General features: G+C 67.1%; 19 protein-coding genes, 2 tRNA genes and 1 other RNA gene. 12 read left to right on the top strand and 10 right to left on the bottom strand.

Annotated features, from left to right (window positions below):
* Positions 1-102: 102 nt before the first annotated feature.
* Complete coding sequence (locus tag ACYVJ8_RS15150) at positions 103-573, top strand: hypothetical protein (RefSeq protein ID WP_460713918.1); 471 nt, start codon at positions 103-105, stop codon at positions 571-573.
* Between the two features lie 38 nt (positions 574-611).
* Here the strand turns inward: ACYVJ8_RS15150 and ACYVJ8_RS15145 are convergent, their stop codons facing one another.
* The 4 genes from ACYVJ8_RS15145 to gloB all read right to left on the bottom strand — a co-directional run bounded on the left by ACYVJ8_RS15145 (position 612) and on the right by gloB (position 4036).
* On the bottom strand, positions 612-1085 hold the full coding sequence (locus tag ACYVJ8_RS15145) for a hypothetical protein (protein WP_460713916.1): 474 nt from the start codon (positions 1083-1085) through the stop codon (positions 612-614).
* 56 nt (positions 1086-1141) lie between these two features.
* On the bottom strand, positions 1142-1936 hold the full coding sequence (locus tag ACYVJ8_RS15140) for an enoyl-ACP reductase FabI (RefSeq protein WP_460713914.1): 795 nt from the start codon (positions 1934-1936) through the stop codon (positions 1142-1144).
* A gap of 88 nt (positions 1937-2024) precedes the next feature.
* Positions 2025-3275, bottom strand: a complete 1251-nt coding sequence (locus tag ACYVJ8_RS15135; RefSeq protein WP_460713912.1) for a lytic transglycosylase domain-containing protein — start codon at positions 3273-3275, stop codon at positions 2025-2027.
* Positions 3272-4036, bottom strand: coding sequence for a hydroxyacylglutathione hydrolase (gene gloB, locus ACYVJ8_RS15130; protein WP_460713910.1), 765 nt, complete (start codon positions 4034-4036; stop codon positions 3272-3274). The genes ACYVJ8_RS15135 and gloB overlap by 4 nt, the downstream gene beginning before the upstream one ends.
* Before the next feature lie 48 nt (positions 4037-4084).
* Here gloB and ACYVJ8_RS15125 point away from each other — a divergent pair, with 48 nt between their 5' ends.
* The 3 genes from ACYVJ8_RS15125 (at position 4085) to dnaQ (ending at position 6132) form a co-directional block, all read left to right on the top strand.
* Complete coding sequence (locus ACYVJ8_RS15125; RefSeq protein ID WP_460713908.1) at positions 4085-4855, top strand: methyltransferase domain-containing protein; 771 nt, start codon at positions 4085-4087, stop codon at positions 4853-4855.
* Positions 4852-5319: a ribonuclease HI gene (gene rnhA, locus ACYVJ8_RS15120; protein ID WP_460713906.1), complete on the top strand. Its 468-nt coding sequence runs from the start codon at positions 4852-4854 to the stop codon at positions 5317-5319. The genes ACYVJ8_RS15125 and rnhA overlap by 4 nt, the downstream gene beginning before the upstream one ends.
* Positions 5320-5388: 69 nt before the next feature.
* On the top strand, positions 5389-6132 hold the full coding sequence (dnaQ, locus tag ACYVJ8_RS15115) for a DNA polymerase III subunit epsilon (RefSeq protein WP_460713904.1): 744 nt from the start codon (positions 5389-5391) through the stop codon (positions 6130-6132).
* 48 nt (positions 6133-6180) lie between these two features.
* On the opposite strand, the gene ACYVJ8_RS15110 is transcribed toward dnaQ, so the two are convergent.
* Together ACYVJ8_RS15110 and ACYVJ8_RS15105 are read right to left on the bottom strand one after the other, a co-directional pair.
* The gene (locus ACYVJ8_RS15110) at positions 6181-6885 is read right to left on the bottom strand and encodes a PP2C family protein-serine/threonine phosphatase (RefSeq protein ID WP_460713902.1); all 705 of its coding nucleotides are present in this window, start codon (positions 6883-6885) and stop codon (positions 6181-6183) included.
* Between the two features lie 136 nt (positions 6886-7021).
* Positions 7022-7112, bottom strand: a tRNA-Ser gene (locus tag ACYVJ8_RS15105).
* 154 nt (positions 7113-7266) lie between these two features.
* Here ACYVJ8_RS15105 and ACYVJ8_RS15100 point away from each other — a divergent pair.
* Entirely contained in the window at positions 7267-7674 is a 408-nt protein-coding gene (locus ACYVJ8_RS15100; RefSeq protein ID WP_460713900.1) for a DUF6165 family protein, read from the top strand.
* Between the two features lie 446 nt (positions 7675-8120).
* Here ACYVJ8_RS15100 and ACYVJ8_RS15095 read toward each other — a convergent pair whose 3' ends face one another.
* The gene (locus ACYVJ8_RS15095; RefSeq protein ID WP_460713898.1) at positions 8121-9179 is read right to left on the bottom strand and encodes a glycosyltransferase family 9 protein; all 1059 of its coding nucleotides are present in this window, start codon (positions 9177-9179) and stop codon (positions 8121-8123) included.
* Positions 9180-9200: 21 nt separating this feature from the next.
* Between ACYVJ8_RS15095 and ACYVJ8_RS15090 the strand changes: the two genes are divergently transcribed.
* The 6 genes from ACYVJ8_RS15090 to ACYVJ8_RS15065 are packed head-to-tail and all read left to right on the top strand — an operon-like array spanning position 9201 to position 12958.
* Positions 9201-9950: a 3-deoxy-D-manno-octulosonic acid kinase gene (locus tag ACYVJ8_RS15090; RefSeq protein WP_460713896.1), complete on the top strand. Its 750-nt coding sequence runs from the start codon at positions 9201-9203 to the stop codon at positions 9948-9950.
* The gene (locus tag ACYVJ8_RS15085) at positions 9950-10705 is read left to right on the top strand and encodes an MBL fold metallo-hydrolase (RefSeq protein ID WP_460713893.1); all 756 of its coding nucleotides are present in this window, start codon (positions 9950-9952) and stop codon (positions 10703-10705) included. Before ACYVJ8_RS15090 ends, ACYVJ8_RS15085 begins: the two co-directional genes overlap by 1 nt.
* Positions 10702-11733 carry a GTP 3',8-cyclase MoaA gene (moaA, locus tag ACYVJ8_RS15080; RefSeq protein ID WP_460713891.1) on the top strand — a complete coding sequence of 344 codons (1032 nt, stop codon included), beginning with the start codon at positions 10702-10704 and terminating at the stop codon, positions 11731-11733. Before ACYVJ8_RS15085 ends, moaA begins: the two co-directional genes overlap by 4 nt.
* A 48-nt stretch (positions 11734-11781) precedes the next feature.
* Entirely contained in the window at positions 11782-12273 is a 492-nt protein-coding gene (moaC, locus tag ACYVJ8_RS15075) for a cyclic pyranopterin monophosphate synthase MoaC (RefSeq protein WP_460713888.1), read from the top strand.
* Positions 12273-12518: a MoaD/ThiS family protein gene (locus ACYVJ8_RS15070; protein ID WP_460713886.1), complete on the top strand. Its 246-nt coding sequence runs from the start codon at positions 12273-12275 to the stop codon at positions 12516-12518. Before moaC ends, ACYVJ8_RS15070 begins: the two co-directional genes overlap by 1 nt.
* Complete coding sequence (locus ACYVJ8_RS15065) at positions 12515-12958, top strand: molybdenum cofactor biosynthesis protein MoaE (protein ID WP_460713884.1); 444 nt, start codon at positions 12515-12517, stop codon at positions 12956-12958. The genes ACYVJ8_RS15070 and ACYVJ8_RS15065 overlap by 4 nt, the downstream gene beginning before the upstream one ends.
* A gap of 82 nt (positions 12959-13040) precedes the next feature.
* Here the strand turns inward: ACYVJ8_RS15065 and ACYVJ8_RS15060 are convergent, their stop codons facing one another.
* The 3 genes from ACYVJ8_RS15060 to ACYVJ8_RS15050 all read right to left on the bottom strand — a co-directional run bounded on the left by ACYVJ8_RS15060 (position 13041) and on the right by ACYVJ8_RS15050 (position 14110).
* Positions 13041-13559: a hemerythrin domain-containing protein gene (locus ACYVJ8_RS15060; RefSeq protein ID WP_460713882.1), complete on the bottom strand. Its 519-nt coding sequence runs from the start codon at positions 13557-13559 to the stop codon at positions 13041-13043.
* Between the two features lie 285 nt (positions 13560-13844).
* Positions 13845-13941, bottom strand: an RNA gene (ffs, locus tag ACYVJ8_RS15055) — signal recognition particle sRNA small type.
* Positions 13942-14017: 76 nt separating this feature from the next.
* Positions 14018-14110 (bottom strand) — tRNA-Ser (locus tag ACYVJ8_RS15050).
* 212 nt (positions 14111-14322) lie between these two features.
* Between ACYVJ8_RS15050 and dnaX the strand changes: the two genes are divergently transcribed.
* Positions 14323-16101, top strand: a complete 1779-nt coding sequence (gene dnaX, locus ACYVJ8_RS15045; RefSeq protein ID WP_460713880.1) for a DNA polymerase III subunit gamma/tau — start codon at positions 14323-14325, stop codon at positions 16099-16101.
* Positions 16102-16129 lie beyond the last annotated feature (28 nt).

The raw sequence follows: 16129 nt of genomic DNA, 5'->3' as shown, positions 1-16129 counted from the left end.
CGCGTGCAGTGGTTACTTCGGACCGGCGCGGGATTGGCATTCGATCCAAGCGACGCCAGCGATAGCGTGGCGTCGGGAATCGTCCCGACGGAGGAAATGTCCATGAAGGCGAAATCGCTTCTCGGCCCCCGGCTGCTGCCCGCCCTGCTGCTCGCACCGATCGCACTCACCTGCACCTCCGCATTTGCGCAGGACGCGGCCGGTTGCGCGCGGCAGTTCGAACTCGCCCAGCGCGTGGACATGGAGTCGTTCCGCGACTTCGACAGGGAAACCTGGCTGGCGGGCCACGACGCGCGGGCGGTGACGGTATTCGCCAGCGGCGCCAAGCGCATCGGTATCGATGCGATCGAGCAGGCATTGGCCTCGCACTTCGCCAATCGCGAGGCAGTGTGGAGCTGGACCGAACTCTATCGCGTGGTCGATGGCTGCCACTCGGCCTTCATCCTCTACGACACCGTCTACGCGATCCCGCGCATCGGCTTCCGCCAGCATGCGCTGACGAGCGTCACCTACACCCACGACGGCAGCAAGTGGTTGTCGATCGGCGATCAGGGCACGCTGCTGCCGCCATGAGCGCATTGCCGCGTGAGTGAAGCGATATCGGGCCGCGGCTACTTCACCGTGAAAGCGAAGCGCGCGGATGGCCCGTTCTCGACCGTGACCTGCAGGGTGTAACGGCCGACCGGGTCGCCCGGCTCGACCTGCCAGGCGTTGAAGATGTAACCGCTGCGCGTTTCGACTTCGCGCTCGGTGACCAGCGTGCGCTTGTCCGCCGATAAGCTGCGTCTGCCTATGCGTTCGCTGCCCCAGGTCGCGGGCGCATCGGGCAGGTGCAGTTCCTCGCGCCAGCGGACGCGGGAACGATCGGTCTTCAGGCGTATCAGCCAGCCGTATTGCTGGCCCGCCATGTGCGGAACGATGTCGGTGGGTTGCAGTGCGACCTGGCCGGCTTCCTGCGTGCGATAGACGCCGAACGTCGCCTGCGTGATGACGACCTCGCGCTGGTGCGCGGCATCTCTGCAAGCGGCCATCGCCAGGCAGGCGATGGCCAGCGTGCAGATACCGACTTTCGCGCTGGTGTTCACGGCGGAAGCATGCACCTCATGGGGCATGCTTCGTGTTCACGCTCCGTAACGCGCGATCACTCGACGTCGAGGCCGGTCATGCCGAGGATGTTGTAGCCCGAGTCGACGTAGGTGACTTCGCCGGTCACGCCGGAGGCGAGATCCGAGCACAGGAACGCAGCGACATTGCCGACTTGTTCGATGGTGACCGTGCGGCGGAGCGGGGCGTTCTCTTCCACGTGGCCCAGGATCTTGCGGAAGCCGGCAATACCTGCGGCGGCCAGCGTCTTGATCGGGCCGGCGGAAATGGCGTTGACGCGCGTGCCTTCGGGGCCGAGGTTGTAGGCGAGGTAGCGCACCGTAGCCTCGAGGCTGGCCTTCGCCACGCCCATCACGTTGTAGCCGGCCAGCGCACGTTCGGCGCCCAGGTAGCTCAAGGTGAGAATGGAACCATTGCGACCCTGCATCTGCGGACGCGCCGCCTTGGCGATCGCAGCGAGCGAGTAGGCGGAAATGTCGTGGGCGATGGCGAAGTTCTCGCGGGTCAGACCGTCGAGGAACTGGCCGGCGATCGCTTCGCGCGGCGCGTAGGCGATGGCGTGGACGAGGATGTCGAAGCCGTCGGTCCAATGCTTGCCCAGCTCTTCGAAGCACTGCGCGATCTGCTCATCGCTGGAGACGTCGAGCGGAATGACGATGTTGCTGCCGAACTCTTCGGCGGCCTTCTCGACGCGCGACTTGAGTTTTTCGGTCTGGTAGGTGAACGCGAGCTGCGCGCCTTCGCGGTGCATGGCCTCGGCGATGCCGCTGGCGATGGAGCGTTCGCTGGCGATGCCGGTGATGAGTGCGCGCTTGCCTTGCAGGAAACCCATGGCTCTTCCTCTTCTATAGGCCGCAACGCGCGGCCGAGCAAAGGCTCTAGTGTAGCGGAGAGGCGGGCGTGGTCCGGCGGGCCTGCCGTCAGGGCGGGCCCGCCGAGGTTTGCGGCAGCTCGCCGAGCGGCAGTTCCGTATCGATGAGCAGGATCTTGCCCGGCTTCAACACGGCATTGGCAGCCAGGCCGTTGCGGTTCATCAGCTCGGCGACGCGGACGCCGTAGCGCTTGGCGATCTTCGACGGGCTGTCGCCGCGTACGACGGTGTGGCGGCGGGCAGGGGACGCTTTCGGTTCCGGTGCCGTGACCATGCCCACGCTGCCGACGCTGGCTTCCGGTGCGGGCTCCGTTGCAGGGGTGGCCGTCGAGGGTGCGATCTGGTTTGTCGTCGCCGATGTCATGTCGCTCGGATCGGAAGCAGCCGGGTCGCTTGCCGTCGTCGATGCGTTGGCGAGCAGGCGCGCAGGCTTGCCGTCCTTGCGCGCGATGCGGCCGCTGGCGAAGGCCGGATTGAGCCGCTGCAGCTGCGCCGGGTCCTGCCCGTTGCGACGCGCCCACGTGGCGATGTCCACGTTATCGGAGACGGTCACCGCGGTCAGCACGGGCACGGGGCGGTCAAGATCGCGCAGCCATTCTTCGCGGTCGTCGGCCTGCTCCAGCAGACAGGACAGCGCGTGCAACTTGCGCACGTAGGCGTGGGTGATCGGCGACAGGCCGGTCAGCGCTTCCGGCCGTGCATTGCGCGCCGTCTGTCCAGTGCGCTTGAGCGCGCCCAGGACGCGATATTCGCCGGCGTTGTACGCCATCACCGCCAGGCGCCAGTCGCCGGCGAACATGCCATAGAGCGTCTTGAGATAGCGCACCGCCGCGGTGGTGGAATCGATCGGCGAGAGCCGGCCGTCGTAACCGGCGCGCATCGGCACCTTATGGTTGCGTGCGGTGATCGCGATCATCTGCCACAGACCGGCAGGCCCCTGGGCGCTGCGCGCGCCGGGCTTGTAGCCGCTTTCGACGAAGGGGATCAGCGCGAATTCGGTCGGCAGGTCCGCCGCGCGCACCGCATCGACCACGTAGCCGAACAAGGGCAGGACATCGTCGTTGCGCGCGAGCTGCCGCGGGGCGTGGGCGAAATGCGCCGTCCAGCGTGCGCTGGCGTCGGCCTGGCAGGTCGGATCCGCCAGGCCCTCGCGGAAGTTGCGGTAGATCTCGCGACCGTTGCGCGTGCCGGCGGGGGCCAGCGCCTCGGTCTTCGCCTCCACGCTGGCTTCGGCGGCCGACGCGCACAGCGGCGCCGCCAGCAGCAGGGCCAGCACGGGTCCCACGAGGCGGGCGGTCATGACGCGAACCCGTCCTTCCAGCGCCGAAGCTCGGCGAAGGCCTCCACGCTGTCGGCCGGTTCGCGGCCCAGACGCGCGCGCAGGGACTGACAGACTTCGGGCGCGTCCACGCGGAGGAAGGGATTGGCGGCCAGTTCGTCGGCCAGGGTGCTGGGCAAGGTCGGCAGTCCACGGTCGCGCATGGTCCGGGCCTCATCGGAGCGACGCCGCAGCGCCAGGTTGCCGGGTTCTACCACGCTGGCAAAGCGGCTGTTGTTAACCGTGTACTCGTGTCCGCAGCAGACCCGCGTTTCCGGCGGCAGCGCTGTCAGTTTTGTGAGCGAATGCCGCATCTGCGCCGGGGTGCCCTCGAACAACCGGCCGCAGCCCAGGCTGAACAAGGTGTCGCCGCAGAAGACCAGGCCGTGGCCGTGGAAGGCCACGTGGGTGAGGGTGTGGCCCGGGATTTCCAGGACCTGGAAGCGCCATTGGGCGATCTCGACGCGGTCGCCCTCGGCAACCCGGCGCGTCGCGTGCGGAATGCGTTCGTCTACCGGGGCGATGACCTCGAGTTCCGGCCAGGCCTCCAGCAGCGGCCCCACGCCGCCGATGTGGTCCGCATGGTGGTGCGTCAGCAGGATGCCCACCGGTCGCAGGCCGTCGCGCGCGGCCGCCAGGACCGGCGGGGCCTCGCCCGGGTCGACGATCAGCGCCCGGCCGTCGTCGTCGGCCAGGGTCCAGATGTAGTTGTCGGCGAAGGCGGGCAGGGGGCGCAGTTGCATGGTTTTTCACGCTCCATCCGGGACGGCAATCCCGCACAATCCCTGACCATGTCCCCCGTCCTGGCCAGCCGTCAATCCATCCGCCATCCCGGCGATGGCCCCCTGGGCTGGTTCGCCAGCGCGGCCGGGCAGGGCTTGCTGACGGTGGAAGCGGCGGCCATGGCCCGCGTGCTTGCGGGCATTCCCGCGCTGCCGTGGTGTTGGATCGGTCTTCCCGGCACTGCGCCGCCGGAGGTGAGCGGCGGACGCGGCGTGCTGATGCGTCGCGAAGTCGGCGAAGCGGGATTGCGTTTCGGCGGCGCCTTGCGTTGCGCCTTGCCCTTGCCGCTGGCCAACGAGAGTTTCGGCGCAGTGCTGCTCCAGCATGCCCTGGACGATGACGTCGACGCGGATGCGCTGCTGGGCGAATGCGAACGCATCCTCGTCCCCGGCGGCACGCTCTGGCTGGCGGCGCTCAACGCTTGGAGTCCCTATCGTGCGCGCTGGGCACGGACCGGCTTGCGCGCGCATGTCACCGGCAAGTGGCAGGCGTCGCTGCGACGGGCCGGGTTCGCGCTGGATTCGGTCCATCTGCAGTGGCTGGGACCGCGTTGGCGCATGGACCAGGGCGATATCGGCGTCGGCATGAACGACTGGTTGCGCGCCGGCATCGCGCTCAGCGTGAACAAGCGCGTGCATGCGCTGCTGCCACCGGCGCGCGTTCCGAGTTTCAGATTGCAGGGCGCGGCGCACTCTCGCCAGCATCCAACCTGTGTGTCCTGGCGCTTCGAGTCGCTGCGTTCCGAACAACTCAAGCGACAGGCGATAATGGGTAAATGACACAAACGAATCGAAAGGCGGTCGAGGTCCACACCGATGGCGCCTGCCTCGGCAATCCAGGACCCGGCGGCTGGGCCGCGCTGCTGCGCTACGGCCGCCACGAACGCGAACTGGTCGGCGGTGAAGCCGCCACGACCAACAACCGCATGGAATTGATGGCCGCCATTTCGGGGCTCGAGGCGCTCAGCGAAGGCTGCGACGTGGTGCTGTTCACCGATTCGCAGTACGTCCGCCAGGGCATCACCGAATGGATGCCGGGCTGGGTGCGGCGCGGTTGGAAAACCGCGGGCGGCGATCCGGTGAAGAATCGCGAGCTGTGGGAACGCCTGCACGCGGCGGCAGGACGCCATCGCGTCGACTGGCGTTGGGTGAAAGGGCACTCGGGCGATCCCGACAACGAGCGCGTCGACACGCTCGCGCGCAACGAGGCGGTGCGCTTCAAGCAGGTCGCTGCGCTGCCGTGATCGACGCAGTTGAGGGTGTGTCGCGCGCCCAAAGGCCTTAAGCTCTCACCGCTCTGCTACGGATTCCGCATGCGCCAGATCATCCTCGACACCGAAACCACCGGCCTGAGCTGGGCCAGCGGCAACCGCGTGGTGGAAATCGGATGCGTCGAAATGGTGGAGCGCCGCCCGAGCGGACGCACCTTCCACTGCTACCTGAATCCGGAACGCGAGTTCGAAGCCGGCGCCCAGGAAGTCACCGGGCTGACGCTGGAATTCCTTGCCGACAAGCCCGTATTCGCCGCGGTCGCCGACGAATTTCTCGCCTTCATCGAAGGCGCCGAGCTGGTGATCCATAACGCGGCGTTCGACGTCGGCTTCCTGGACTACGAGCTGGGCCGGCTCGGCCCGCATTACGGCAAGCTCAGCGACCGCTGCACCGTCGAAGACACCTTGCTGCTCGCGCGACAGCGCTTTCCCGGCCAGCGCAACTCGCTGGATGCACTGTGCAAGCGCTTCGACGTCGACAACACCCACCGCCAACTGCACGGCGCCTTGCTCGACGCGCAACTGCTTGCCGAGGTGTACATCGGGCTGACTTCGGGCCAGAGCGAAATCGGCTTCGAGAGTGCCGCCGAGGCTTCGTCCGCGGCCGCGATCCGCTTCGAGGTCGATCTGGCGGCGCCGCGCCCGCGCGTGGCCGTGGCGGCAGAGGAGTTCGAAGCGCACGAAGCCCGACTCGCGCAATTGCGGAAGAAGGCGGGCAAAGCGCTGTGGGACGTTTGGCTGGAAGCCGACGTAGCCGCACCGCAGATGGAAGCGTTGCCGGCCTGACCCTGGTGTTGAGCTCGCCGCGAAAGTGCGTGCGATCGGTTGGCCCGATCAGTGATTCCGCACCAGCACTACGGTGACATTGTCCGAACCGCCGCCGTCGAGCGCCGCGGCGACCAGCTCATCCACGCATTCCTGCGCGCTGCAGTCGCTGTGCGAGAGCACGGTGGCGATGCTGCGGTCGTCCACTTCCTCGGTGAGTCCGTCGCTGCATAGCAGCAGTTGCATGCCCGGGCGCAGTTCGCCCGTCATGGTCTCGACGTTGAGGTTGCGCGGATCGGTGACGCCCAGCGCCTGGGTGACCACGTTGCGATGTGGATGGCTGCGCGCCTGTTCGTGCGTGATCGCGCCGTTGGCGATCAGTTCCTGCACGTAGCTGTGGTCCTGCGACAGCTGCACCAGCTGGTTGTCGCGCCACAGATAGACGCGGCTGTCGCCGACCCAGGCGACCTCGAAGCGGCTGCCGTTGACGCGGGCCGCCACGACCGTGGTCCCCATCGGCAGCGCATCGTTGCGGCGGCGGGAGATGCGGATGATTTCCTCGTCGGCGATGCGGATCGCCACGGCAAGCGGCGTGCCGTCGCGGATCTCGCGGACGATGGTTTCGCGGGCCAGGGCGCTGGCGACTTCGCCGTATTCATGCCCGCCCATCCCGTCAGCGACCAGGTACAAGCCCAGTTCGCTGTCCCCGTAATACGTGTCTTCGTTGAGTTCCCGGCGCAGTCCAACGTGCGTCAGGTGTCCGAATTCGATCATTGGGGAACTACCACGGCGAGGAGGGCTTTCGGAAGGGTGAACGGGATAATCGTGCCCGACCGGCCGTCTAGCAAGCGTCGTGACCGCTTCAGTCGCTGAAAAGCAAAACGCCCCTGACGGGGCGTTCGCTTGTAACTGGCGGAGAGGGAGGGATTCGAACCCTCGGTGCGCTATAAACGCACGCCTGATTTCGAGTCAGGTACATTCAACCGCTCTGCCACCTCTCCAGAAGTGGGCCGCGAATGATACGTGGCGCGCCCATTCGGAGCAAGTTTCCGCGTGGGGCGGCTAAACTGTGCGCCCCGCATTGACCGGCTCAGGCCGGCCTTCCCCCGGCCGGCGCCCGCCATCGCGTGCTCCAGCCCCTAAACGGCGCAGCCCATGTCCGAAATCCTGGTTCCGGTGTCCTTCGGCGAACTTCTCGACAAGATCGCCATCCTGCAGATCAAGTCCGAACGCATGAGCGACGAGGCCAAGCTGGCCAACGTCCGCAATGAGCTGTCGGCCCTGGAAAAGACCTGGATGGCGCATCCGGCGGCGGGCAAGGACATCGTCGAGCTGCGTGCGGCTCTGAAGGCGGTCAACGAACGCCTGTGGGTCATCGAGGACGACATCCGCATCAAGGAAAAGGCCCAGGCCTTCGACGCGGAATTCATTCGTCTCGCCCGCAGCGTCTACTTCGAGAACGACGAGCGCGCGCGCATCAAGAAGGACATCAATCTCGCGCTGGGCTCTGCTTACGTCGAAGAGAAGTCCTATCAGGACTACAGGACCGGCGCCGCGCCGTAAGCACTGCGATAGCCGGCGCCCCGCGGTAAGCGCCGCAATAGTCGTCTTCGGATGGACGCGCTACCCGACGCGATGGGGGTGCTCCGCCCCTCCGGACGGCATCCCTGCCTTTAGTCGGGGCCGCGGACCATCCTGGTCCGCTCTCCGCACCCCCATCGCGCCGGGCAGCGCTAAACGCGAGCGTATGGATCGCCGCTTCTATGAGAAGCGGGTTTACGTCTGCTTTGTCTTTGCTTTTTGCCAATGCATCCCAGATGTGTGGATGGCAGGCGGTGCCCGTGGGCAGGCGCGACTGTCAGCGGCATGGATGCCGCTGACCAAGCCGCGCCCCCGTGAAAAGCAGTTGCGAGGGTCCGAACGCGCCGCGGCGCGTGTCTTCGGTGAGCGATGGGACAGATTCACGGCGTGTCGCGCCTGCCCGCGGGCACCGCCTGCCCGCCCGGAAGCTATTCCGAGTGGTCAGAAACGTAACGTTCGAACGCGGCGATCGCGTCGTCCACCGTCACCAAATCCATGACGCCTTCGCGCTCGATCTTGGTGCCCCATTTCAGTTCCGCCGCCGGCTTGCCCAGGTATTTGCGCGCCGCGTCGTCGTAGCGGTCCACGCAATAGCGGCGGTCCGAATAAGGGCCGCTGCGCTCGGGATTGCTGGCCGCGTGCAGACCCAGGACCTTCGTGCCCATCGCGTTGGCAATGTGCATCGGCCCCGAGTCCGGCGTCATCACCAGGTCCGCGCGATCGAGCAGCGCGGGCAGCTGCTTGAGCGTGTCCTTGCCCACCAGGTCGAGCGCCTGTGTTTTCATGGCCGCGACAATGGCATCGGTGGTGTCGCGCTCCAGCTGACTGCGGCCACCGCACAGCACCACCCGCCAGCCGCGCGATGCGGCGTGGTCGGCGACCGCGGCGTAACGGTCCGCATGCCAGTTGCGCACGACGTGGCTGGAGCAGGGCGAAATCATCAGCGTCGGCCGGCCGTCCTCGATCCACTGCGCGTAGGCCCATTCGCGCGCCGCCTCGGGCACCGGCAGGTCCCAGCGCACCTGCGTCTGCTTTAGGCCCAGGGGCTCGCAGAAGCTGCCGATTGCGTCCAGGACATGGATGCCCGGCTGGTCGGGGATGCGCTCGTTGATGAAGAGGCCGTGCAGATCCTTCGACCGGGAGCGGTCGTAGCCGATACGGCGCACCGCGGGTACGAAGGCCGACAGCACGTTGGCGCGCGCCGCCACCTGCATCTGCAGCAGCGCATCGAAGCGGCTGCCGTTACGGCGCTCGAGCAACTGCGCGCGTAGCGCACGCATGCCGGCGAAGCCGCTTTTCTTGTCGTATTCGATGAAGTCGACGCCGGGCAGTCCGTCGAGCAGGCGATGCTCGCCCTTGCCGATGACCCAGGTGATAGGCAGTTGCGGCCAGGCCGCTTGCAGGGTATGCACCAGCGGCAGGACGTGGGTCACATCGCCTAATGCGGACAAGCGCAAAAGGCAGATCGACAGAGGTGATGGCGGCATAGGTCTTGCTAGACTCGCTGGATGACCGGCTATGACGCTGCCGAAGGACTAACGCCGTTCCGCGACGAGCGCGGCTACGGCGCGATTCTGTTCGACAACACGCGGGTGCGACAAGCCAAGCCGGAATGGTTTTCGCCCGCCTTCTGGGGCGAGCACGGACGACCGGTCGCCAGCGGCGGGCGCGGCGGTGCCTGGTTCGTCGATGCGCCGTTCGGCGCCTGCGTGCTGCGCCGTTATCTGCGCGGCGGTTTCGCCGCCCATTTCAGCCGCGACCGCTACTGGTGGCGCAGCGCCAACCTCACACGCAGCTTCGCCGAATTCCGCCTGACCCGCGAAATGGCCGCCAAGGGCGTGCCGGTGCCCAGGCCCATCGCGGCCTACTACCGCCGCGAGGGCTCCTTCTACGGCGCCGCGATCCTGATCGAGCGCATCGACGACGTGCGCACACTGGCCGATCGCGCGGCCGTCGCGGGCGATGGTGCCCCCTGGGAAGAAGCCGGCCGCCTGATCGCGCGCATCCATCGCGCAGGCCTGGACCACGCCGATCTCAATGCGCACAACCTGCTGTTCGATCCGACCGGGCGCGGCTGGGTGATCGACCTGGATCGCGGCGAGCAGCGCATTCCCGCCACCGGCTGGCGCGAGGGCAACCTCGGGCGCCTGAAACGCTCGCTGTTGAAACTGCGCGGCGCACGCCCCATCGAGGACGTGGAGCGGGATTTCGCTCGTTTGCGCGCGGCCTACGACCGCGTCTGGGCACGAGGCACCTGATGGGCTGGAGTCTGCGACTGCAGGGCGTCGGCAACGCGTCCGCGGTTCAATTGGGATCGGCGATGGCCACGATCGAGCGCGACGGCGCGCCGTGGCTCACGATCGACTGCGGCAACGAAGGCCTGACCCATTACCTGGCGCATTACGGCGAAGCACCGGCTTCGCTGTTCATCACGCATACGCATCTGGATCACGTGGCCGGCTTCGAGCGCTTGTTCGTGGCCAGCTATTTCGATCCGCAACGGCGCGGCAAGATCCGGCTCTACGTCCCGGCCGCGCTGGTGCCGCTGCTGCACCAGCGCGTGGGCGACTATCCGAATCCGCTGGCCGAGGGCGGGGCGAATTTCTGGGATGCCTTCCAACTGATTCCGGTCGGCGCCGCGTTCTGGCACGACGGCATCCGGCTGGAAGTGTTTCCCACGCGGCACCACTGGCCGGAGACCGCGTTCGGACTGCGCCTGCAGGGCAGCGTGGTGTGGACCGGCGACACGCGCCCCATTCCCGAGCAGTTGGCGAAGTTCGCCGACGACGGCGAACTGGTCGCCCACGACTGCGCGCTGCACGGCAATCCCTCGCACAGCGGCATCGACGATCTGGAACGCGAATATCCGGCCGAGTTGCTCGCGCGATGCGTGCTGTACCACTACGCCAGCCGCGAAGACGGCGAGGCCCTGGTCGCGCGCGGTCATCGCATCGCGCAGGCCGGCCAGGTCATCGCGCTGGCCGAACCGACGGCCCCGCGGGCGCAGCCATGAACGCGGTCGAAGCGGCGCAGGCCATGTCCGCAGACGTTCGCGACCGTCTGGGAAGGCCGCTGCGCGACCTGCGCCTGTCGGTGATCGAGGCCTGCAACTTCCGCTGCCCCTATTGCATGCCCGCGGATCAGGTTCCCGACGATTACGGATTCGACGCGGCGCAGCGCTTGAGCTTCGACGAGATCGAAACGCTGGTGCGCGGCTTCGTGCGCGCGGGCGTGACCAAGCTGCGGCTGACCGGCGGCGAACCGCTGCTGCGCAAGCGGCTGGCGGAACTCATCGCGCGTCTGTCGCGCATCGAGGGCCTGACCGATATCGCGCTGACCACGAATGGTTCCCTGCTGGCCGCGCAGGCGGTCGCGCTGCGCGAAGCGGGCCTGCATCGCATCACCGTCAGCCTGGATGCGCTCGATCCCGCGTTGTTCCATGCGCTCTCGGGCGGACGCGGCGACGTCGCGCAGGTGCTCGCCGGCATCGAGGCCGCCAGGGCCGCCGGCTTTGGGCCGATCAAGCTCAACTGCGTGGTGCAGCGCGGAGTGAACGAGGGCGAAGTGCTGCCGCTGGTGGAATTCGCGCGGCGCCACGGCCACGTCATGCGCTTCATCGAATACATGGACGTGGGCACCTGCAACGGCTGGCGGCGCGAACGGGTCGTGCCCTCGGCCGAGTTGCGCGATCGCATCCACGCGCAATGGGCGCTGCAGCCGCTGGAAGCGCAGTACCGCGGCGAGGTCGCATCGCGCTACGGCTTCGTCGACGGGCAGGGCGAAGTGGGCTTCGTCAGCTCGGTGAGCGAGCCGTTCTGCGGCGATTGCCATCGCGCGCGCGTCTCCGCCGATGGTCACCTCTACACCTGCCTGTTCGCAGCCGAAGGTCATGCGCTGCGGCCCATGCTGGCGGCGGGCGAAGCGGAACTGGCCCGGCACCTGGCAGAGCGCTGGCTGCGACGCTCGGACCGTTACAGCGAACTGCGCAGCAGCGGCCGGGGATCGCGCAAGCACGTCGAGATGTACCTGGTCGGCGGCTGAGTCGCGCCGCGGCTTTCGCCGCTGCGTACTTGGGCGCAGAATTCTCCTGTGAAAAAAGTCCCCCGCAAAACCTTGACGCACATCGATCCGGCCGGCCGCCCGGCGATGGTCGATGTCTCCGCAAAATCCGTCACCTCGCGGGAAGCGGCCGCGGAATGCCGCGTGCGCTTTCCCGCGGACGTGGCCACGCAACTGCGCGCGAACGGCCTCAAGAGCGCGAAGGGCGGCATCGTCGAGACCGCGATTATCGCCGGCACGATGGCGGTCAAGCGCACGCACGAGCTGATTCCGTTCTGCCATCCGCTGCCGATCGACGGCTGCCGCATCGGCATCGAGTGGATCGGCGAGCGCGAGCTGCGCATCGCATGCACGGTGAAGACGACGCATCGCACCGGCGTGGAAATGGAAGCGCTGACCGGCGCGACCGTCGCCGCGTTGACCGTCTACGACATGTGCAAGGCCTTGTCGCATCGCATCGTCATCGGGCCGGCGAAACTGCTGGGCAAGCGTGGCGGCCGGCACGATTTCGGAGCGTTGTGATGGGAACCCAGGTGACCGTGCTGTACTTCGCCGCATTGCGCGATGCCTCGGGCCGAGCGAGCGAAGCCATCGAAACCGCTGCGGCCGATCTGCGTGGCTTGTACGAAGAAGTGCAGGCGCGGCACCAACTGCCATTCCCGGCACGACAGCTTCGCGTTGCGGTGGATGGCGACTTTGCTCACTGGGACGACGCGCTTCGTCATGGCAGCGAGGTCGCTTTCATTCCGCCGGTTAGCGGTGGATGAGGGACACGATGGATCGCTTCACCCTAGCCGACACCCCTTTCGACACCGCAACGCTCCGCGCAGAACTGCTGGACGACCGTGTCGGCGGTTACGCCAGCTTCGAAGGTTGGGTCCGCAACCACAACGCCGAGCGATCGGTGCTGGGGCTGCGCTACGAGGCCTACGCCAGCCTTGCGCAGAGCGAAGGCGAGAAGATCCTGGTCGAAGCCATGGAAAAATTCGCGGTGATCGACGCGCGCTGCGTCCACCGCGTCGGCGATCTCGCCATCGGCGAACTGGCGGTGTGGGTCGGCGTGAGCGCCGCTCATCGCGATGCCGCCTTTGCCGCGTGCCGCTACATCATCGACGAGGTCAAGTCGCGCGTTCCGATCTGGAAGCACGAACGCTACGCCGAAGGCGATGCGGGCTGGCTGCATCCCGAACAGGGCACGCGTTCGTAAACACTCGCGCAAGCCCGAAAAAAACGAGGCGGACATGCGTCCGCCCCGTCGTTCCCCTTGTTACGCCCCTAAGGCGCCGTGCTTACGGCGCGTACAGCGGATACAGATTTCCTTCCTCGCGCTCGATGCGCATGACCAGCAGCTTGCCGACTTCGTCGTACTCGCGCATGAAGTCGTTTGCATTGGCCGAGTTGACGCGCGTCTGCTGATAGCGCCGCACGAACTCGACGACGCCGCGGGCGATGCCGTTCATCTCGCGGCGGAAGTCGCGAATGATCGCCATGTTGTCGCTGTCGCCGGCCATGGCCTGCTCCAGGTACACGTAGAAGCGCACGTTCTCGATCAGCAGATGCGCTTCCAGGCGGGTCTTGAACGCCAGCAGTGCATTCGGAATGCGCTGGTAATCGCCGTTGCGCACGTCCTGACCGAGCTGGCCGTACATGGCCACCAGTTCTGCGTGATCGTGAGTGAGGCTTGCGACCAGGCCGGAGTCATAGCGGATGGATCGCTCCGGCGGCTTGAGATAGTCCAGCGTGCTTGCAGCGGGTCGCGTGTCGTGCGGTTGCGGTTTTCCTTTGAACCAGTTGCCAAACAGTCCCATGTGGCGCTCCTTGCGTAAGCCGGTCCCCCATGACCAGCCGATCCCGCGCGACTGTGGGGCGTCTTCACACGAATGGCAAGAGAAATCGCCCGGAACTGCAAACCCCTTCAAACCACAGGACGAACGGCGGTTTCCAAGGCATCGAAAGGCAAGCTTCTCCCTGGAGGAGAGCCCCCTTAGTAAGGGGGCGCGGCGAAGCCGCGGGGATTGGAAGCACATAGCCTGGGGCCCAAAGTTTGCTGCGCAAACTTTGGGCGTTCTGGGCGTAGCCCCAAACGGGCGATGACCCCGCCGGCTAACCTCGGCACCCGCGTCGATCGATACCGTTGCTGCCTTCCGGCCCTGGCGGGATTTTCGACCTAGCGTCGCGAGGGGCCGACGGGGCCACCATAGAGACTTGCTGGTATTGCTACAGCCGCGCATTGCGCGCGACCGCTTTTTTCGGCTTGCTTTGCGGCTGGCGGAGAGAGGGGGATTCGAACCCCCGAAGCGCGGTTTAGACGCTTACACACTTTCCAGGCGTGCTCCTTCAACCACTCGGACACCTCTCCGCACCTGGTACCGCAGGCCTGAATGCGGCGTCCGGCCGTCTTCAGGGGCGCAAATTCTAACCGTGGCGGGCAGGTATCACAACAAATGCCATCCTGATGGGCGCACATGAGCGGTCTTGCCGGCCGCCTGGCTTCCCCCCGCGCTGCGGCGCGTTGGAGTTCTTTATAGCCATAGTCTGTCGCGGCGCGGCGCGGCGCGGCAGAATGGTGGCATGTCCTACCTCGTCCTCGCCCGCAAGTGGCGTCCCAAGCGTTTCGCCGAACTGGTCGGGCAGGAGCACGTGGTCCGTGCGCTTACCAACGCGCTGGATTCCGGGCGCGTGCACCACGCCTTCCTGTTCACCGGTACCCGCGGCGTGGGCAAGACCACGATCGCGCGCATCTTCGCCAAGTCGCTGAACTGTGAGCGCGGCACCTCCGCCGAGCCGTGCGGCGAATGCGAGACCTGCCGGGCCATCGACGCCGGCCGCTACATCGACCTGCTGGAAATCGACGCCGCCAGCAACACCGGCGTCGACAACGTCCGCGAGCTCATCGAGAACGCGCAGTACCTGCCGTCGCGCGGCCGCTACAAGGTCTACCTGATCGACGAAGTGCACATGCTGTCGAAGGCGGCGTTCAACGCGCTGCTGAAGACGCTGGAAGAGCCGCCGGAGCACGTGAAGTTCCTGTTCGCGACCACCGATCCGGAAAAGCTGCTGGTCACCGTGCTGTCGCGCTGCCTGCAGTTCAACCTGAAGCGCCTGGACGAACAGCAGATCGGCGGACAGATCACCCGCATCCTCGAGGCCGAAGGCATCCCGGCCGAGCCCGGCGCGATTCGCCAACTCGCCCGTGCAGCGGACGGCAGCCTGCGCGACGGCCTGTCGCTGCTGGATCAGGCCATCGCCTACACCGGCGGCAAGCTGGAGGACGCCGGGGTCGCGACCATGCTCGGCACGGTCGATCGCACGCGGGTGGGTGCACTGCTCGACGCGCTGGCGCGCGGCGACGGTGCGGCCATGCTGGCGGAAGTGGCGGTGCTCGCGGAGTTCTCGCCCGATTGGACGGGTGTGCTCGGCGCGCTGGCCGATGCGCTGCACCGGGTGCAGGTGCGTCAGCTGGTACCCGAAGCGCCGGTGGAAGGCGAGGGCGTGGATATCGACGCGCTCGCGACCGCGCTGCGGCCCGAAGTCGTGCAGCTGTGGTACCAGATGGCGCTCAATGGCCGGCGCGACCTGCCGCTGGCGCCGAGTCCACGCGCGGGCTTCGAAATGAGCCTGCTGCGGATGCTGGCGTTCCGCCCCGCCGAGGGCGAGGGCGTTCGCGCGCCGGCGACCTCGGCCCCCGCGCGCAACGAGGCGGCGCCCGCGCGCTCGCCGGTGGCCGCTGCAACCACGCAACGTTCGGCGGCGGATACGGCGCGGGATGCGCTGCTGCTAGACGCGGTGCCGCGCGAACCGGCACGTGCGCCTGCGCCCGCGTCGGAACCTCGCGAACCCGTGCGTGCCGCTGTAGAAACATTTGTCGCTGCGCCCGTCGAGCCGGTGGCGGCGGTGAGCGCATCGCGGATCGCCGAGCCAACGGCGCATCGCAATGTCGCCATCGCCGATGCCGACGGCTGGCATGACCTCGTCGCCAGCAGTGCCTTGCGCGGTCCGGCCCGCCTGCTCGCCGAGCATTCGGTGTTCATCGGCTACGACGGAACGGTGCTGCGATTGGCCTTGCCGGCCTCCGACGAGCACCTCAAATCCAGTGCGCTGATCGCGATGATGGCCAGCGCCCTGGCGCCCGCCCTGGGCGATGCGCCGCAGATCCGTTTCGAGAATGCTCCCGCCGACGCTCCGCATGGGCGGGGCGAATCGCTGCGCGATCGCAACGAGCGGGCGCGCGACGAACGCCAAGGCGCGGCCGAAACGGCGTTCATGAACGACCCCGACGTGCAGCGGTTGATGACGCAGCACGGCGCGAAACTGGTGCCGGATTCGATCCGCCCCTTCGACGAAAACTGATCCTTTCACCCTGCCGCCTAGCGGGCGG

The organism is Lysobacter terrae, from assembly GCF_054782215.1.
The sequence above is the reverse complement of the archived record's forward strand: the minus strand, read 5'-3'. Positions and strand labels throughout refer to the sequence as shown.